The sequence below is a fragment of the Deinococcus radiotolerans genome (assembly GCF_014647435.1).
Classification (GTDB): domain Bacteria; phylum Deinococcota; class Deinococci; order Deinococcales; family Deinococcaceae; genus Deinococcus; species Deinococcus radiotolerans.
The window spans coordinates 171,231-187,442 of sequence record NZ_BMPE01000006.1 but is presented as its reverse complement, the minus strand read 5'-3'; the positions used below and the strand labels follow the sequence as shown (position 1 = coordinate 187,442).

18 protein-coding genes, 2 tRNA genes and 2 pseudogenes are annotated in these 16,212 nt (G+C 67.4%); 10 read left to right on the top strand and 12 right to left on the bottom strand.

The window, feature by feature from the left end; all coding sequences use genetic code 11:
• Positions 1-143 (bottom strand): annotated as a pseudogene (locus IEY63_RS22615) (IS3 family transposase); the annotation flags it as partial.
• A gap of 62 nt (positions 144-205) precedes the next feature.
• A pseudogene (locus IEY63_RS12570) lies at positions 206-547 on the bottom strand (transposase); the annotation flags it as partial.
• A 258-nt stretch (positions 548-805) separates the two neighbouring features.
• Here IEY63_RS12570 and IEY63_RS12565 point away from each other — a divergent pair.
• The gene (locus IEY63_RS12565) at positions 806-1,546 is read left to right on the top strand and encodes a site-specific integrase (protein WP_189069347.1); all 741 of its coding nucleotides are present in this window, start codon (positions 806-808) and stop codon (positions 1,544-1,546) included.
• Between the two features lie 85 nt (positions 1,547-1,631).
• Here the strand turns inward: IEY63_RS12565 and IEY63_RS12560 are convergent.
• Positions 1,632-1,706, bottom strand: a tRNA-Val gene (locus IEY63_RS12560).
• Between the two features lie 19 nt (positions 1,707-1,725).
• Positions 1,726-1,799, bottom strand: a tRNA-Cys gene (locus IEY63_RS12555).
• A gap of 164 nt (positions 1,800-1,963) precedes the next feature.
• On the opposite strand from IEY63_RS12555, the gene IEY63_RS12550 reads away from it, so the two are divergent.
• From IEY63_RS12550 to IEY63_RS12540, 3 genes are read left to right on the top strand one after another with little or no spacing between them, the layout of a single operon-like run.
• Positions 1,964-2,959 carry a DsbA family protein gene (locus IEY63_RS12550; protein WP_229784686.1) on the top strand — a complete coding sequence of 332 codons (996 nt, stop codon included), beginning with the start codon at positions 1,964-1,966 and terminating at the stop codon, positions 2,957-2,959.
• A 59-nt stretch (positions 2,960-3,018) separates the two neighbouring features.
• The gene (locus IEY63_RS12545; protein ID WP_189069345.1) at positions 3,019-3,360 is read left to right on the top strand and encodes a PadR family transcriptional regulator; all 342 of its coding nucleotides are present in this window, start codon (positions 3,019-3,021) and stop codon (positions 3,358-3,360) included.
• Positions 3,357-4,604, top strand: a complete 1,248-nt coding sequence (locus tag IEY63_RS12540; protein WP_189069344.1) for a permease prefix domain 1-containing protein — start codon at positions 3,357-3,359, stop codon at positions 4,602-4,604. Before IEY63_RS12545 ends, IEY63_RS12540 begins: the two co-directional genes overlap by 4 nt.
• Positions 4,605-4,635: 31 nt before the next feature.
• On the opposite strand, the gene thrS is transcribed toward IEY63_RS12540, so the two are convergent.
• The 6 genes from thrS to IEY63_RS12510 form a co-directional block, all read right to left on the bottom strand.
• Positions 4,636-6,585: a threonine--tRNA ligase gene (gene thrS / locus IEY63_RS12535; RefSeq protein WP_189069343.1), complete on the bottom strand. Its 1,950-nt coding sequence runs from the start codon at positions 6,583-6,585 to the stop codon at positions 4,636-4,638.
• Positions 6,586-6,844: 259 nt separating this feature from the next.
• Positions 6,845-7,396, bottom strand: a complete 552-nt coding sequence (locus IEY63_RS12530) for a GNAT family N-acetyltransferase (RefSeq protein ID WP_189069342.1) — start codon at positions 7,394-7,396, stop codon at positions 6,845-6,847.
• Positions 7,393-7,884 (bottom strand): GNAT family N-acetyltransferase, encoded by a 492-nt coding sequence (locus IEY63_RS12525; protein WP_189069341.1) that lies wholly within the window; start codon positions 7,882-7,884, stop codon positions 7,393-7,395. The genes IEY63_RS12530 and IEY63_RS12525 overlap by 4 nt, the downstream gene beginning before the upstream one ends.
• Before the next feature lie 99 nt (positions 7,885-7,983).
• Positions 7,984-8,385 carry a DUF805 domain-containing protein gene (locus IEY63_RS12520; RefSeq protein ID WP_189069340.1) on the bottom strand — a complete coding sequence of 134 codons (402 nt, stop codon included), beginning with the start codon at positions 8,383-8,385 and terminating at the stop codon, positions 7,984-7,986.
• Between the two features lie 60 nt (positions 8,386-8,445).
• Positions 8,446-8,772 carry a DUF805 domain-containing protein gene (locus IEY63_RS12515; protein ID WP_189069339.1) on the bottom strand — a complete coding sequence of 109 codons (327 nt, stop codon included), beginning with the start codon at positions 8,770-8,772 and terminating at the stop codon, positions 8,446-8,448.
• 158 nt (positions 8,773-8,930) lie between these two features.
• Positions 8,931-9,374 carry a DUF805 domain-containing protein gene (locus IEY63_RS12510; RefSeq protein WP_189069338.1) on the bottom strand — a complete coding sequence of 148 codons (444 nt, stop codon included), beginning with the start codon at positions 9,372-9,374 and terminating at the stop codon, positions 8,931-8,933.
• Between the two features lie 51 nt (positions 9,375-9,425).
• On the opposite strand from IEY63_RS12510, the gene IEY63_RS12505 reads away from it, so the two are divergent.
• Positions 9,426-10,463, top strand: a complete 1,038-nt coding sequence (locus IEY63_RS12505) for a metallophosphoesterase (protein ID WP_229784685.1) — start codon at positions 9,426-9,428, stop codon at positions 10,461-10,463.
• Positions 10,464-10,529: 66 nt separating this feature from the next.
• On the opposite strand, the gene IEY63_RS12500 is transcribed toward IEY63_RS12505, so the two are convergent.
• Positions 10,530-10,775 (bottom strand): glutaredoxin domain-containing protein, encoded by a 246-nt coding sequence (locus IEY63_RS12500; RefSeq protein WP_062157589.1) that lies wholly within the window; start codon positions 10,773-10,775, stop codon positions 10,530-10,532.
• 147 nt (positions 10,776-10,922) lie between these two features.
• Complete coding sequence (gene infC, locus IEY63_RS12495; protein WP_189069366.1) at positions 10,923-11,540, bottom strand: translation initiation factor IF-3; 618 nt, start codon at positions 11,538-11,540, stop codon at positions 10,923-10,925.
• 121 nt (positions 11,541-11,661) lie between these two features.
• On the opposite strand from infC, the gene IEY63_RS12490 reads away from it, so the two are divergent.
• The 5 genes from IEY63_RS12490 (at position 11,662) to recR (ending at position 16,185) form a co-directional block, all read left to right on the top strand.
• Positions 11,662-13,668: an amylo-alpha-1,6-glucosidase gene (locus IEY63_RS12490; RefSeq protein ID WP_229784684.1), complete on the top strand. Its 2,007-nt coding sequence runs from the start codon at positions 11,662-11,664 to the stop codon at positions 13,666-13,668.
• 125 nt (positions 13,669-13,793) lie between these two features.
• The gene (locus IEY63_RS12485) at positions 13,794-14,471 is read left to right on the top strand and encodes an NUDIX hydrolase (RefSeq protein WP_189069336.1); all 678 of its coding nucleotides are present in this window, start codon (positions 13,794-13,796) and stop codon (positions 14,469-14,471) included.
• A 91-nt stretch (positions 14,472-14,562) separates the two neighbouring features.
• Positions 14,563-15,048, top strand: a complete 486-nt coding sequence (locus IEY63_RS12480) for a peroxiredoxin (RefSeq protein WP_189069335.1) — start codon at positions 14,563-14,565, stop codon at positions 15,046-15,048.
• A gap of 130 nt (positions 15,049-15,178) precedes the next feature.
• Entirely contained in the window at positions 15,179-15,469 is a 291-nt protein-coding gene (locus IEY63_RS12475; RefSeq protein ID WP_189069334.1) for a YbaB/EbfC family nucleoid-associated protein, read from the top strand.
• 107 nt (positions 15,470-15,576) lie between these two features.
• A complete protein-coding gene (gene recR / locus IEY63_RS12470; RefSeq protein WP_189069333.1) occupies positions 15,577-16,185 on the top strand; it encodes a recombination mediator RecR in 609 nt (202 codons plus the stop codon).
• Positions 16,186-16,212 lie beyond the last annotated feature (27 nt).

Sequence of the window (16,212 nt, the reverse complement as noted above, 5' to 3'; positions counted from 1 at the left end):
CGCAGATTGAGCCCGGTCTGGGTGTACAACCGATACAGCCGCTTGTGGTTGATGCGCCAGCCCTCTCGGGCCATCAGCACGTGAATGCGCCGGTATCCATAACGCACCCGTACCCCCGCGATCTCGGTCATGCGCTGGACGATGGCGGGCTCGTCTGCCCGCTTCTTGAAGACGTAGCGACATGTCGAGCGCGCGACATACAGACCCCGACAAGCCCGACGTTGACTGACGCGGAACACGTGCTGGACGTGCTCCACCCACCCCCGCCGTTGGCGGGGGTTCACAGCTTTTTTGAGATGACCTCCTGCAGCATCGCCTTGTCCAGGCTCAGATCCGCCACCAGCTGTTTCAGTTTGCGGTTTTCCTCTTCCAGCTGGCGAAGCCGACGGAGTTCCGCAACCCCCAGCCCGCCGTACTTTTTGCGCCAGATGTCGTACGTGGACTCGACGACGCCCATCTTCCGGCAGACCTCGCCGACGGACGTGCCGGACTCGACTTGCCGCAGGGCGAAGGCGATCTGCTCTTCGGTATGCCGTGCTCCTCCCATGCTGACCCGCCTGGGAACGTGTGTTCCCTGAGTGTGCCAGATTTTCCGATTCATTTTGGAACCGATTGCGGGGAGCAGGTCACCTCACCTGAGCCTCAAGCACCTGTAGAAGCTCACGCCGCTCGACATCCAGCAGTAGCAGACCAGCCTCCTCAACACGAGGCGCCAACCCAGCACCAGGAAGCGCAAGGCAGGCGACCCACCACCCGAGCCCGGCCCGCTGGCCCGCTCCTCTCACCCACCACCGTGGCCGGCGCCATGACCCTCCTGGGCACCGCCATGAAGCACGCCATGCAGTTGGGCCTGATCTACCGTAACCCGGTCGAAGCCGTGAAACGCGTGAAGGTCGTGCGGCGGGACTTCCAGGTGTGGGAATCCAGCGAAGTCCACCAGTTGATCGGCGCGGTCCTCGAGGACCACCTGTACGGCCTCGTGTACCTCGCCCTCACCACCGTCCTGCGCCGCGGCGAACTGTGCGGCCTGCGCTGGACCGACATTCAACGCGGCGTCATCCACATCCAGCAGAACTGCGTTCTCGTCGGCAACACAGCCACCCTCACCACGCCCAAGACCAAAGCCAGTCGCCGCCGCATCCCCCTCCCACCAGACACCATCAATGCGCTGCGCCTGCACCGGGAACGGCAGGCTCAGGAACGCGACGCGGCCGGGGACGCCTGGGAGGAACACGGGCTTGTGTTCCCGACCAGCGTGGGCACCGTGTACCACCGCCGCAACCTCCTCTGGGATTGGTACGTCCTCTTAGACACGGCGAGCGTGCGGCGCATCCGCATCCACGACATCCGCCACACGTGCGCGTCCCTCGCCATCTACCAGGGCCTGGACCCCAAGGTACTGGCCGACCGCATGGGCCACAGCCGCGCCAGCATCAGCCTGGACATCTACGGTCACGTGTTCGAAGAGCAGCGGGAACGGGCCGCCCTGAGCCTCAGCACCCTCACCGCCAGAGCGGACCGCGACAGCGACCCGCTGGCCCCCTAAAAACGCTGGTTGCTACCAGCGCTGCTACCAGGGCAAAAATTGATGCGTGGGGAAAAAGAAAAACGCCCACTGGGTGGGCGCTTACTGGTAGAACCGAGGGGATTTGAACCCCTGACCCCTACCGTGTCAAGGTAGTGCTCTACCCCTGAGCTACGGTTCTGAACCTGGAATGGGGTACTTGGAGGCGCTGACCGGACTCGAACCGGTGGTGGAGGTTTTGCAGACCTCTGCCTTACCACTTGGCTACAGCGCCGTGAGGCTGTTGCTGTCCCTTGCGGGCGGCTGGTGGGTCTTCCTCTCCAGCGGAAGGAATGTTAGCACGGCTTTTCAGAGCTGTAAACAGGGGGGCAGTTGCGGTCGGTGATGGTGCGCCCTGGCTCTAGACTGCGCCGCGTGATTTCTCTTCTTCCTTGGCACGTGACTGCGGTGACCATTACCCTCCTGCTGACGGCGCAGGCGAGCGCTCAGCTGCTGGAAACACCGGCTCAGACGCTCGCTCAGCCCATTCTGAAGGGTATGACCGCGGAGGGCACAACGCTGCGGCAGGGTCTGACCACCGTGACGCTGGACGTGGCGGGGGGATTCGTGGTAGGTGTGCTTACTGAGACCAGTTCGCTGGATGACCTGACGCGCGGTGTGGGCGCCGGATGGGGTCTGCGGGCCACGGACCTGCCGAAACTGAAGGACAATCTCAGCAGTCCGCAGGTACTGAGCGCCGCCCGGGCCGGGTTTGTGGAACTGACGGACGACGGCGCGACCGATCTGATTGCCCTGAAGGTTACGGGCGAGGAGAGCAACACGCGGTACTTCGCGTACGTAGCGGTGAAGGTCTGGGCGGACAGTGCGTTTCCAGTCACAAAGGCCGTGACGGGCGACGCGACGGCGCCCGTCACCCTGCGGGTCTTCAGTGACTTCCAGTGCCCGTACTGCAAGCAGATGTGGGATACGGCGATGCCCACGTGGCGTAAGGACAGTGCCACGAACCGCGTGATGCACTATGAATTTCCGCTGTCATTTCATAAAAATGCGGAGGGGGCGGCGCAGGCCGGGGAGTGCGCTGCGGCACAGGGGAAATTCTGGCCGTTCGCTGATCAGCTGTTCGCGAACTTCAATGTGTGGACGCCGCTGAATCCGAAGGATGCACCGGGGAAGTATGCGGCGTACGCCAAGGCGGCGGGACTGGATACGACCCGGTTCAAGTCGTGCCTGGGCAAACTGGAGACCTCTGACGTGGTGGCTCACTTCATAACGGGTCAGGCCATAGGCGTGCAGGGCACCCCCACGGTCTACCTGAACGGCCTGAAACTGTCGAACTACGGTGACCCGGGTGAAGTGGCCCGCGCCCGGGCGGTCACGACTGCACGGCCGTCCGCGGCCAGCGTGATTGAGGCGCGACTGAAGCTGTTCCGCTGATCCGCACCTGCTGGCAGGTACGCACAGCGCCCACCGGTACTTTATGTCACTATGTAGCCATGCAAAGTAACGGTGCGGACGGCAACCTGCTCCGCGGCACGCTGGACTTCCTCCTGCTGGCCAGCCTGGAGGACGGCCCCCTGTACGGCCTGCGCATCATTCAGGACGTCCAGAACAGAACCGGCGGGCACTTCAAATTCAAGGAAGGCACCCTCTACCCCGCCCTGCACCGCCTGGAGAAACGCGGCCTAATTCACGCCGAAACCCGACCCAGCGACGCCGGCGGCCCACCCCGCAAGTACTACCACCTGACCGACGCGGGCCTGACCGAACTGAAACGCCAGCGCGACGCCCAGCGCGCCCATGCCAGCGCCCTGCGACCCTACCTGGAGTTCGCATGAACCCCGAGGAACGCTTCATCCGCTCAGCGACCAGGGGCCTGCGCGGTACTGTCCGCGCTGAGGTGCAGGCGGAATTGCGCTCTCACCTGCATGAGCGTCTGCAGGACCTGCGCCTCAGTGGCTGCACAGAGGCGGAAGCGGGCCGGCTGGCGCTGCGGGAATTGGGCTCGCCCCTCACGGTGCGCCGGAGCCTGTGGGTCACACACCCGCCCCTGTATCTGCTGGGTTGGGCGGCACTCACCCTGACGGTCGTCATGACCGGGCTGTATTTCCGGGACGTGCAGGTGTTCCCCACACCCATTCCGCAGGTTGGGGACGGGTATGGACTTCGTGGTGTGTCTGGAGACATCGTCCCGGGTCTGCGACTCGACGCGTGGGCCCGCCAGCTGCCTCCTCAGGCGAGCGTGGTGAACGCGGGTGGGACGGCGACCCTGCACGTCGGGCGTGCGCCGACGATCCCGCTCAGGGGTGGTGCCTCCGACGACCGGCCCCTGATCTTCGAGGCGGAGGCCCTTCCTGGCGCGGACCGCTTCCTGGTGAAAGGGTCGAACGGTCTGTTCCGCCCGCTCATCCCCTGGCTGGAGCAGGCCTATCACGTGCGAGGACCCTTCCTGAACCTGCCGAACCTCGGGGTGCGGGCCTACCGGGCAGGTCTGGGCGTGCGCGTGCCGCTCGCCCCCGGTGGTCAGCTGAGTCTGAACGGGGTGGCCCTGCCCGGCGAAACGGGTCCCCGGCTGTCGGACTGGGCGGATCACCTGAACATGCGTCTGACAGCGGAGGCAGTTCTGGGCATGTTATCTGCCGCTCAGCAGGCGCGCATGGACGTGTCCCCGTCCGAGCTGCTGAGCGCGCCGGGAGACCTGAACGTGCTGCGCGTGAACCCCGGGGAGTCCTACGTTCTCGTTACGCGTTACCCGGAGGAGGTCTCCAGCGAGGGGCGGACTGAGGTCACCGGGCGTGAGCGCCTGGAAGTCTCCCGGCCCGTGCAGGCGGACCGCGACGGCATCCTGCGACTTCAGCGTTTCTACAGTCCGTATGGAACCAACTGGACCGCCTTGCGCGTGCATCCGGACTTCAGGAGGTGGGCGGCCGCCCCACTTACCTCCCAGACCCTGCCGGCCGTGCTGGTCCAGGTGGGACGGGAGTACCGGCGCGGCGTGCCGCTGAAGATTGTCGGCACCCCTGCGCTGGAAGGCCAGGCCTACGAGATTCCGCTGGTCGAACTGAAGCCGGGGCAACCGTGATTGTTCACGGTGCCCCGGCTCCGGCTGGGGTTCAGCTGCGGGTCTTGTAGCGGTCCAGCAGTTCGGCTTTCAGGTCGTCGAACTTCACGCCTTTGCGTTCCTTGTGGCCTTCGGGGGTGCGTTCGCGGACGCTGACTTCGCGGCCTTCCTGTTCCTTGTCGCCGACGATCAGCATGACGGGGAGCTTGCTGAGTTCGGCGGTGCGTACCTTGGCGTTCATGCGGTTGGAGGAGTCGTCCACCTCGGCACGCAGGCCTGCCTGGTGCAGCTCGTCACGGAGCTGCCAGGCGTAGTCATTGTGGCGGTCGGCGATGGGGATAATCATGATCTGGCGGGGGGCGAGCCACAGGGGGAAGTCCCCAGCGTAGTGTTCGATGAGGATGCCGGTGAAGCGTTCGATGCTGCCGAAAGGGGCGCGGTGGATCATGATGGGACGGTGATCCTGGCCGTCCTCGCCGACGTAGCTGATGTCGAAGCGTTCGGGGAGGTTGTAGTCCACCTGGATGGTACCGAGCTGCCATTCGCGGCCCAGGACGTCCTTGACGACGAAGTCGAGTTTGGGGCCGTAGAAGGCGGCGTCGCCGGGTTCGATGGTGTAGGGCAGCCCAACTTCCTCGACGGCCTCGATGATCTGCTGCTCGGCGAGGGTCCAGTTGGCCTCGTCGCCCACGTACTTGTCGCTCTCGGGGTCGCGGGTGCCGACGCGGAAGCGGACCTCGTTCATACCGAAGGTCTTCAGGACGAGGACCGTGAGGTCGAGGACGTCCAGGAATTCCTTTTTCAGCTGGTCGGGGCGGACGAACAGGTGCGCGTCGTCCTGCGTGAAGCCGCGCACGCGAGTCAGGCCGTTCAGTTCGCCGCTCTGCTCGTAGCGGTACACCGTGCCGAACTCCGCGAGTCGCACCGGCAGGTCGCGGTAGCTGCGGGGTTTGCTGGCGTAGATGCGCACGTGGTGCGGGCAGTTCATGGGTTTGAGCATGTACTCCTCGTCGTCCACCTCAATGGGGCGGAACTGACCGTCGGAGTACTTCTCGTAGTGCCCGCTCGTGCGGTACAGGTCGAGGTTGCCGATGTTGGGCGTGATGACGCCCTGGTACCCGCGCTGGAACTGCTGCTCCTTCATGAAGCTGGTCAGTTCCTCGCGCAGGACCGTGCCGTTCGGGAGCCACAGCGGCAGGCCCTTGCCGACCAGCGGGTCAATCGTGAAGAGTTCCAGTTCACGGCCCAGTTTGCGGTGGTCGCGCCTCTTGGCTTCCTCCAGCTGGAAGAGGTACTCGTCGAGTTCCTTCTGCGTAGCGAACGCCACGCCGTACACGCGCTGGAGGATGGGGTTCTTCTCGTTCCCGCGCCAGTACGCGCCACTGGTGCTCATGAGCTTGAACGCACCCGGCAGCTTGCCGGTGTTCGGGAAGTGCGGCCCGCGGCACAGGTCCGTGTAGTCACCCTGCGTGTAGAACGTGATGGGTTCGTCCTCGGGGAGGCCTGCGATAAGTTCCTGCTTGTACGGGTCGTGCGGGAACTGCGCGAGGCCCTCAGCCTTGCTGATCTCGCGCCGCGTGAAGTCCAGGCCGCGCGCGATGATGTCCCGCATGATCTTCTCGATCTCCGGCAGGTCCTCTTCCTTCAGGGGTTCGGGCAGGTCGAAGTCCTGGTACCAGCCGTTCTCAATGCTGGGGCCCACACCGCGCTTGATGGCGTCCGCGCCGTAGCCCTTGCCCTTGTAGTACTCGCCGACCGCCTGGCTCATGACGTGGCCCAGTGAGTGCCGGAACAGTGGCGCGGCGTCGGTCGGGTTCTTCTTCGTGATCAGGGTGATGTTCGCCCCGTCGGGCAGGGGCGTCATCAGGTCAAGGAGTTCACCGTTCGCGGTGGCCGCCAGGGCGTCCTGTGCGAGACGCGGGCCGATGGCAGCGGCGGCGTCCAGCGCGGTGGCGCCGGGTTGAAGTTCGAGTTGTTTACCGTCGGGAAGGATTACGTGCATGTCAACCTCTGTGTGTGGGCTGAGCGCAACTGCGCGTTCAACCATGAGAAACCCGGTCTGGCCACCGTTCCAGGAGAACGCCTGAAAACCTTGATGGGGTTCTCAGGCGCTCAGAGTTCGCGTGATCAGACCGGGTGCAGGCATTCGGTTCAGCCCTGCGCCACGCATCACCAGACCGGAGTGACGGGCGAGAGGCTTCATGCGGGCAGGATACCGCCCAGCGCAGAGGGGGGCAACCCGCACCCTGGCCTACCCGGCATTACCAGGGTGTTCCGCGCAGGTTCACCGTCTCCCCCACCGGCCACTCGGCCAGGGCCGCGTGCACCGGGAGGATCAGGGTAGGCCCGCTGTCCGTGACCCACTGCCCCTCGTCCGGGTCGAGATAATGCGCGGCGTTCGGGACGCGGAGGAAACCGCCCCGCTCGTAGAACGGGACGACCTCCTCCCGGCACTGAAGGAACGCGAACTCCACGTCCGGCCGGGTGAGCAGGAAGGCGTGCAGGGCACGCAGCAGGCGGCGACCCACGCCCCGGCCCTGGCACGCGGGGTGCGTGGCGACCCCACCGACACCCACCAGCGTAACGTCGCGCCCGCCGACCTCCGCCACACGCTGCCCACAGCCCAGCTGCGCCACGGGCGTGCCCGCCACGCCAGCGAGCCACAGGTGCCAGTCCGGCTCACTGCCCCAGTACGACGCGCCAGCCCAGAAGTCCGCGAACTGCGGGTACGCGGCGATCAGCAGGCACCGTAGCCCCGCCTCCAGCCGCGGCGTCAGGTCCGCGCGAGGCGTGACGTGGGCGGTCAGGATCACGAGCCCCGCTCCGGGTGCGGCTGGCGGGACATGCGCTCACCGAAGTCCACCTCGAAGAAGCGGTAGCCCTCCTGCACCTCCGCGCCCGGCGTGTACCCCATGCGCTCGTAGGCGGGCGTCGCTTCACGCAGGTTCGCGTACCAGAACAGGTACCGCGCGCCCCGCGCCTGCGCCCATGCCTCCACGCCACGCATCAGCGTCCGGCCCACGCCCTGCCCCCGCGCGCCGGGTGCTGTGTACAGGTCATGCAGTTTCGCCGTGCGGTGACTGCTCCCGGAACGAAGGTGCGGCCCGTAGTCCTGCGCCGCCGCGTACCCCAGCAGCAGCCCATCTCTGAATGCGCCCAGCAGCACCCAGTCCGGGCAGACGCAGAACACCGGGAAGCGGGCCTCCATGGCCGACTCGTCCTCCATGAAGCCCATGTCGAGCAGCATCGGCCTGACCTGGGCAAAATCACGTGGAGTGAGCGGTTGAATGGTGAGGGTCACAACCCCCAGTCTGCCCGCCCTGCTCCGGCCGCGCCTGCGCCATCTAGCATATGCACGGCCATGAGGGGACCGCTCCCCCGGACGGATATGGGGTGGGGCTTACCAGCTGCGTGCGGGCATCTCACGACGCCGGGCAGGGGCTTTCGGGTTCGGGCCCCACTTGTTCCCGCCCTCGGCGCTGTCGGTGGCCAGGAAGACGATCAGGGCCACGGTGCCGATCAGGGGAATGAAGCCGATCAGCTGCCACCAGCCGGAACGGCCAGTATCGTGGAGGCGTCGACTTGCGACTGCCAGGTGGGGAACGAGCAGTGCGAGGTTTCCAACGGCAGTGAGCGCGCCGCCGGAGAAGGCGTCTGCGCTCAGGCCCAGGATGTAATCCAGTACTCGCAGAATGAGGCTGAGAATAATGCCGACCAGCGCGAACATCCAGTATTCGCGGCGGCGGGCGCGGCCAGTAAATTGGGCGTACTTCCTGGTCACGACTTCCATGAATTCGTTCATGAGTCCAAGGTAAGCAATGTGTGAATATCCCGTTGCCTTACCTGTGGACGCTCCCAGCGCCTACCCATTGGGGGTGAAAGCAGCATGACTGCGGAGTGGCGCCTTCGGATCCTCTCCCCATTTGTTCCCTGCTCGTGCACTGTCCTCAGCCAGCCAGACCAGCAACGTGAACCAGCCAATCACGGGTATCAGGATCAGCAGTTGCGTCCAGCCAGAGCGCCCGGTGTCATGCAGGCGGCGGCTGGTGACCGCAACGGCAGGGATGAACAGTGTTAGCGTCAGGAGGCTGATCAGCAGGCCGTCCTCAGCGGCTCCAGTGCCGGTCTGGAGGCCGAGAGCGTCGTCAACCAGAGCGAGGCCCGCGCAGAGCAGGGTCGCGGTGAGCACGAACAGCTAGTATTCACGGCGGCGGGCGCGGCCAGTGAATGTGGCGTAGTGATGGATGACACTCATGAATTCACGCATGGGGATAACCTCGCCAGGAAGGTGCGGGCAGGGAGAACGCCCCACCCCCGGTTCAGGGTGGGGCGCTGCGTGGGTGGGCTTTACCAGTTCTGGGCGGGTGTGGGGATGCCGTCGGTGACACCCTTGGGGTTGGGGCCCCACTTGTTGCTGCCGGGTTTGCTGTCCAGGACGCACAGGACTAGGACGACGATGCTCAGGCCGATGAAGTTCAGCAGGTACAGCCAGCCGCTGAAGCCCGCGTCGTGCAGGCGGCGGACGGTGACGGCGATGCTGGGGACCATGACGGCCAGGGCGTAGATGCCCATCAGGACTGCGAAGATCAGGCTGATGCCGGTCAGGCCTGCGCTGGGGGCGGCGCCCGTGTCGGACTGCATGGCCATGCCGATGGCGGCGCCGTACACGGGGATGCTCAGGACGGTCACGATGATGGTGTTGATCAGCGTGAACATCCAGTATTCGCGGCGGCGGGCACGTCCGCTGAAGTTGGCGTAGTTGTTGCGGATGACATTCAGGTATTCGTTCATGGTTCCCCCTTTGTTGTTGCGTGAGAGCATTCTAAGCTTCACATTGGGGCCATGTTGCCAATGTTGCACAGGGGTGCGCTGGGGGTCCTGCTGACCGCCGTGTTGGGGGCCTGCGCGCCCACCCTTCAGGGGCCAGTGACGGTGCCGGACGTTCAGGTGGACGTGAAGCCGGGCCCAGCGGATCACCTGCGGGTCGTGGTGATGGGGGATCAGGGCACGGGTACGGAGGTGCAGCGGCGCGTGGCGACGGCCATGCGGGCGGTCTGCCTGCGTGACGGTTGCGATCTGGGCGTGGCGCTGGGGGATAACTTCTACCCGGCGGGGCCGAAGGACGTGAACTCCCCGTTGTTCCAGGCGCGCTTCGCGGACGCCTACGGTCCGCTGGGGGTGCCGTTTCTGGTGGTGCCTGGAAATCATGACGAGTCGTGGCTGGTGGGCGGCGACGGTGCGGACGCGCGCGGCGCGGACGCCGAGGTGGCGTACTCGCGCGTGAATCCGCAGTGGGTGATGCCTGCCCGGAGTTACCGCGCGCCGGTGGGTGCGCTGGCGGAGTTCTTCGCGGTGGATACAGCGCCGCTGGCCGCGTACCTGCCGGGGCTTCGTCCGGCCGAGCGGCCGGGCGGCGCGTGGGATCTGGCGCAGCGGGCGTGGCTGTCGGGCGCCGTGCGGGGCAGTGGGGCGCGCTGGCGGCTGGTGCTGGGGCATCACCCGCTGTTCAGTAATGGGGCGCATGGGAATGCGGGCGCCTACGACCGGTTTCCGTTTGCGTTTCAGCAGGGGGGCGCGGTGCGGGACCTGTACGCTTCGGTGTGCGGCGCGGCGGATCTGCTCCTGAGTGGGCACGTGCACGCACTGGAGGTGTTCGCCCCGCAGCCGGAGTGTCCGGGCACGTGGACGGCCGTGTCGGGCGCGGCGGGTGAGGTGGGGGGTGATCCTGCGGGCTCGCGCCTGGCGACGTTCGCGGCGTTCGGTCAGCCGGGGTTCCTGCGCCTGGAGATCACGCCTGCCGAGTTGGTCATCACAGCCTATACAGTCGCGGCGGACGGGACCGTGACGGCACGCGAGGCCGCCCGAATCAGGAAGGGGTGATGTTCAAAAATTGATGGTTGATAGAGGGCAGTCCTCCATCAACCATCGACCTTCTTTCGACGTCTTTTACAGTCCGGCCTGGGCGAGGAACGCGTCGAGTTTTTGGGGGCGGAAGCCGCTGAGGCTGGCGGCAGTGTCGCCGTGCACGAGGGTGGGGACGCTGCGTTTGCCGCCGTTGACGCTCATGACGTATTCGGCGGCGCTGTCGTCCTGCTCGATGTTGATTTCCTCGAATGCGAGGCCCTTGCTGGTCAGGGCGCGTTTGGCGGCGTGGCAGTCGGGGCACCAGCTGGTGGTGTACATCTTGATCATGGGGAACCTCCGGGGTGGGCTTCACCCACCACTGTCAGTTTACTATTTAAAGCATCTCCAAGGGTGGCGGCGTCCACAAAGACAGGCCTCCCTCGCACAGCAGGAAACCCGCCCCGCTGAGCGGGACGGGCTTCACAGGTGCAGGCGTTACGCGTTGGCGTTCGCGACGGGTTCAGCCGCGGCCGGTTCGGGCGTGGCGGGGACGCTGGGGGCGTCCTCGGCGGCACGGTCCTTCTTGGCGGGCTTCTCAGCGCGGGGGGTCATGATCATGTTCATGTCCATGCCCATCATGCTCGGGGTGCCTTCGGGCGCGCCGATGTCCGCCAGGGACTCGGCCACGCGCACCAGGATGCGCTCGCCGAGTTCCGGGTGGGTGCGTTCACGGCCGCGGAACATGATGGTGACCTTGACCTTGTGACCTTCTTCCAGGAAGCGGCGCACGTGCCCGGTCTTGGTGTTGAAGTCGTGGTCGTCGATCTTGACGCGGAACTTGATCGCCTTGACTTCCTGCGCGCGGGCCCGCTTGCGGTTTTCCTTCTCGTTCTGCTGCTGCTCGTAGCGGAACCGGCCATAGTCGAGCAGGCGGCAGACGGGGGGCACAGCCTGCGGGCTGACCATGACGAGGTCCATCCCGGCCTCGCGGGCCATGTTCATGGCGTCGCGAGTGTCAATGATGCCCACCTGCTCGCCTTCGGCGCCGATCAGTCGGATCTGGCGCACGCGGATCTGCTCGTTGACCTTGTGTTCTTTCGCTATGTTCATCACCTCCGCCGCGCTCCGGGGCACGCTGGCTTCCCGGGCGGCTGCGCCCACCCCACGGGGCGGACGGTACCCCTCAGTCTACCACGCGGGCCTCATGGGGCGCGCCCGTGGCATGCTGGCGCGCATGAACCGCGCGCCTGTCACCTTTCCCTTCGGTTCCCTGACCGCCCGCCAGGCGGACCTGGAGGTCCTGCTCACCGACGGTCTGGGCGGCTTCGCGCTGAGCAGTCTCGCTGGCGTGCCGACCCGCTGTTACTCGGGGCTGGTGGCCAGTCAGCAGCCCCCAGTGCAGCGGCGCACGCATCTGGTCTCCCCGCTGGAGGAGCTGCATGTGGGCAGCCCGGGCGGGGCGCGCGAGACGACGCTGCACGCCCTGGAGCTCGCGCTGGATGAGTTCGAGGGGGAGGGCCTGCGGCACCTGACCGGGGCGTCGCTGAGCGACCTGTTGCCTGAACGGGAGCAGCTGTTCGCGGGCGTGCGTGTGCGCCGCCGGGCGTTCATGCCGCGCGGGTCGGGCGCGGTTGCGTTCCTGTACGAGGTGTACAGCCGCGAACCCGTCACGTTGCGGCTGGGGGGCTTCTTCGTGGACCGCGACATGCACGCCGTGCACGAGCGGGTGCCTGAGCTGTCCTTCCACGCGTCGGGCGCCGAGGTCACGGTGCAGGGCCAGAACCAGACCCGGGTGCAGGTGCACGCGCCGGACGCCCAGGTCACCCCGCTGGCTCCCCGGCCGGTCCCGCAGCGGGTGCACTACCGGCATGACCGGGCGCGCGGCGAGCCGGACTTCGAGTACACGCTGGGCTCGCCCCTGTGGGCGCTGCACTTCCCGGCGGGTGGGGGCCGCGCGGCGCTGGTGGTGCAGGCGGTCACGCCAGACGCGGCGCAGGTGCCGGTGCCCGATCCCTGGGCAGCCTTCGACGAGGAGGCCGCGCGCCGCCGTGAACTGGCCGTGCGCGCGCAGGTCACGACCGGCGTTCACGATGACCTGGTCGCCACGCTGGGTGTCGCGGCCGACGCCTATCTGGTGCGGCGCACGCAGCCGCAGGGGGTGACGGTTATCGCGGGATACCCGTGGTTCGCGGACTGGGGGCGCGACTCGATGATCGCCCTGACGGGCCTGACGCTGCTGACCGGGCGGCACGCCGAGGCGCGCGACCTGCTGGGCACGTTCCTGCGCAGCCTGCACCGGGGCCTGACCCCGAACAACTTCCACGACGACGGGCAGGGCGCGGGGTACAACACGGTGGACGGCGCGCTGTGGCTGGCGGTGGCGCTGGAACGCTACGTGACGGCCAGCGGGGACGCGGCGTTCGCGCGTGAGGCGCTGCCGCAGCTGCGGGACCTGCTGGACTGGCACGTGCGCGGCACGGACCACGGCATCCGCATGGACCCGGCGGATGGCCTGCTGCTGGCCGGCGAGCCGGGCGTGCAGCTCACGTGGATGGACGTGAAGATTGAAGGGTGGGTGGTGACGCCCCGGCACGGCAAGCCCATCGAGGTGCAGGGCCTGTGGCTGGCGGCGCTGGGGGCCGAGTCGCGCCTGTCGGCGGCGCTGGGTGAGGAGGCGCGTTTCGCGGCCACCCTGGCCCGCGCGCAGGCCAGCTTCGCGGCGTTCTGGCAGGACGGGTACGTGGACGCCCTGAGCGCGGACGGCACGCCGGACCGCAGCGTGCGCCCGAACGTGGCGATTGCGCTGGCGCTGCCCGATACGCCCACGCACCCAGACCTGGTCGCGGCGACGACTGCGCAGCTGGAAGCGGAACTCCTCTCCCCGGTTGGGCTGCACACGCTGTCGCCGCTGGATGACCGGTACCGGGGCAATTACGGGGGTGCGCAGGTGCAGCGCGACGCGGCCTATCACCAGGGGACCGTGTGGCCCTGGCCGCTGACGGCCTTCGTGGAACTGTTGCTGGCGCAGGATGAGGTGGGGCGGGCGCGGGCGGCGCTGCGCGGTCTGAGCGGGCACGTGCTGGAGGCTGGGCTGGGGCACGTGTCCGAGGTGTTCGCCGGGGACAGCCTGCGCCCGGGCGGGTGTCCCTTCCAGGCGTGGAGCGTGGCGGAACTGCTGCGCGCGCACGTGCTGGTCAGCCGCGCCGAGGCGCAGGCTGCAGGGACGCAAAGCCCTGCTTAAAGACCGCCCACATCTGTGAAAATCCGCGCGCGCAGGACACAATTCCCCTTGACGTACCGGGGACACAAACCCTAGCATCACCGCATGACCGCGACCCGCCCGACCTGCGCCTACCCGGAGCGCGCGTGACCGACCTCGCGCTGCCCCGCGGCGCCACGCAGGTCGGCCTGGCCGTGGACGTCGCCGCGTTCGCCATGCACGCCGGGGAGCTGCACGTCCTGCTCGTGCAGCGTGGCGAACTGCCCCACGCCCGCGACTGGGCGCTGCCCGGCGGCTTCGTCCACCCGGGCGAGGAACTGCACGAGGCCGCGCTGCGCGAACTGCGCACCGAGACCAGCGTGGAACTCGAACCCCGCCACCTCGAACAGTTCTTCACGTTCGGGGAAATCAACCGCGACCCGCGCGGCCGGATCGTGAGCGTCGCTCACCTGGCCGTGCTGCCGCACGGAACGATCAGCGTCAGCGGCGGCGGGCACACCCTGGGCGCCGAGTGGACACCCGCGCACCGCACCCCGAAGCTGGCCTTCGACCACCAGGCGATCCTGGACCGCGCGCTGGGCCGCCTGCAACTGCGCCTGGAGTACGCGAACCTCGCGCTGGAATTTCTGCCCGACACCTTCACCCTGCCTGAACTGCAGGGAGTGTACGAGGCGATCCTGAACCGCAAGCTGGACAAGCGCAACTTCCGCAAGCGGCTGCTGGCGCAGGGCAGCCTGACGCCCAGCGGCGAGCGGCGCAGCGGCGTGGGCCGCCCCGCGCAGCTGTACCGCCGCGCCAAGGGCACCCGCACCCCGGCGCTGTAGTCCGCGGCACCCGGCGCGCGGCCAGCACCTACAGGTTTCCTTGAGGCGCACCCCAACATCACTGGGCCCGCGACTTCCTACACTGAATCGCATGCCCCTTTCAACCGGTGACCAGATTCCGACGCTGACCGCCCCGCAGGACAACGGGCGGCCCTACGAGCCGACGCCCGGCCGCTGGCGCGTGCTGTTCTTCTTCCCGAAGACCAGCACCTCGCACTGCCAGTTGCAGGCCCGGCAGTACCAGGCGGCCCTGGAGGACTTCCAGGCGCTGAACGTGGACGTGGTGGGCATCAACGGGGACCCCAGGCAGGACCAGATGCGCTTCCGGGGCGTGTGCCAGCTGAGCTATCCCCTGCTCAATGACCAGCAGCAGCGGATCAGTGAGCAGTTCGACCTGCTGGATGAGCCCTGGCCGGGCGAGCAGGTCCGCCGCCCCCGCCGCGAGACGTTCCTGGTCGATCCGCAAGGCGTGGTGCGCCGGCACTGGACGCAGGTGGAACCGGCGCAGGATGCCGGCACGGTGCTGCGCAGCGTCCGTGACCTCCTCACGGGCGAGTCCACGCAGCTCCTCGCGTGATGCCCGCAGGTGCGGCTCGTGACGGGGGGCGCAGTGCCCATGCGGGTCCGCACGCTACACTGGGGTGTTCGGGAGGCGCGGCCCTGCGGGCCGCTCAGGGCCTCCCCGCAGTCTGAAAGGAGTAAGCAGCATGGACATGAAGAAGCTGATGAAGCAGATGCAGCAGGCCCAGATGGCCGCCACGAAAATCCAGGAGGACCTCGCCGCGAAATCCGTGGAAGGCAGCGCCAGCGGTCTGGTCAGCGTCACCATGAATGGCCACGGGAAGGTCACGGCCCTGAAGATCAAACCTGAAGCTGTGGACGCCGACGACGTCGAGGCGCTGGAGGACCTGATTCTGGTCGCCCTGCAGGACGCCAGTGCCAAGGCGGACGCCCTGCAGCAGGACGCGACGCGCGGGCTGGGCATTCCCGGCTTCTGATCCACGCTCCGGGCGGCCACCCCTGCCGGTGGGCGGTGGGTGGCCGCGTCCGTTGATACCGTTCGTTTCTGCCCGGCCCGGTGGCCGGTGGTGGTAAAGGGGTTTGAGTGAAGTACCCTCCGTCATTGGTGGCGCTGATCCGTGAACTGTCGCGCCTGCCCGGAATCGGGCCGAAAAGTGCGCAGCGGCTCGCGTTCCACCTGTTCGAGCAGCCGCGCGAGGACATCGAGCGCCTCTCCCGCGCGCTGCTGGAAGCCAAGCGGGACCTGCACACCTGCCCGGTGTGTTTCAACATCACGGACGCGGAGAGATGCGACGTGTGCAGTGATCCCAGCCGCGACCAGGGCGTGATCTGCGTCGTGGAGGAACCCGGGGACGTGATCGCCATTGAACGTAGCGGCGAGTACCGCGGGCTGTACCACGTGCTGCACGGCGTCCTGAGCCCCATGAACGGCGTGGGGCCCGACAAGCTGCACATCCGCCCGCTGCTGCCGCGCGTGCAGGAGGGTCAGGAGGTCATCCTGGCGACCGGCACGACCGTCGAGGGCGACGCGACCGCGCTATACCTCCAGCGGCTGCTCGAACCCCTGGGGGCCGTGGTGAGCCGCATCGCGTACGGGCTGCCGGTGGGCGGCGCGCTGGAATACGCCGATGAGGTCACGCTGGGCCGCGCCCTCGCGGGCCGTCAGCGCGTGAGCAAGCCGCCCCAGAGCTAAAGGGCACAGGGAGCGGGGCGGAGGCAG

Excerpts from the sequence above, each read along its gene's own strand:
- IEY63_RS12490 (WP_229784684.1), top strand. The coding sequence starts at position 11,662 with ATGAACCGCGCGCCTGTCACCTTTCCCTTCGGTTCCCTGACCGCCCGC.
- IEY63_RS12480 (WP_189069335.1), top strand. The coding sequence starts at position 14,563 with ATGCCCCTTTCAACCGGTGACCAGATTCCGACGCTGACCGCCCCGCAG.
- IEY63_RS12505 (WP_229784685.1), top strand. The coding sequence starts at position 9,426 with ATGTTGCCAATGTTGCACAGGGGTGCGCTGGGGGTCCTGCTGACCGCC.
- thrS (WP_189069343.1), bottom strand. The coding sequence starts at position 6,585 with ATGCACGTAATCCTTCCCGACGGTAAACAACTCGAACTTCAACCCGGC.
- IEY63_RS12475 (WP_189069334.1), top strand. The coding sequence starts at position 15,179 with ATGGACATGAAGAAGCTGATGAAGCAGATGCAGCAGGCCCAGATGGCC.
- IEY63_RS12520 (WP_189069340.1), bottom strand. The coding sequence starts at position 8,385 with ATGAACGAATTCATGGAAGTCGTGACCAGGAAGTACGCCCAATTTACT.
- IEY63_RS12565 (WP_189069347.1), top strand. The coding sequence starts at position 806 with ATGACCCTCCTGGGCACCGCCATGAAGCACGCCATGCAGTTGGGCCTG.
- IEY63_RS12545 (WP_189069345.1), top strand. The coding sequence starts at position 3,019 with ATGCAAAGTAACGGTGCGGACGGCAACCTGCTCCGCGGCACGCTGGAC.
- IEY63_RS12510 (WP_189069338.1), bottom strand. The coding sequence starts at position 9,374 with ATGAACGAATACCTGAATGTCATCCGCAACAACTACGCCAACTTCAGC.
- IEY63_RS12540 (WP_189069344.1), top strand. The coding sequence starts at position 3,357 with ATGAACCCCGAGGAACGCTTCATCCGCTCAGCGACCAGGGGCCTGCGC.
- IEY63_RS12500 (WP_062157589.1), bottom strand. The coding sequence starts at position 10,775 with ATGATCAAGATGTACACCACCAGCTGGTGCCCCGACTGCCACGCCGCC.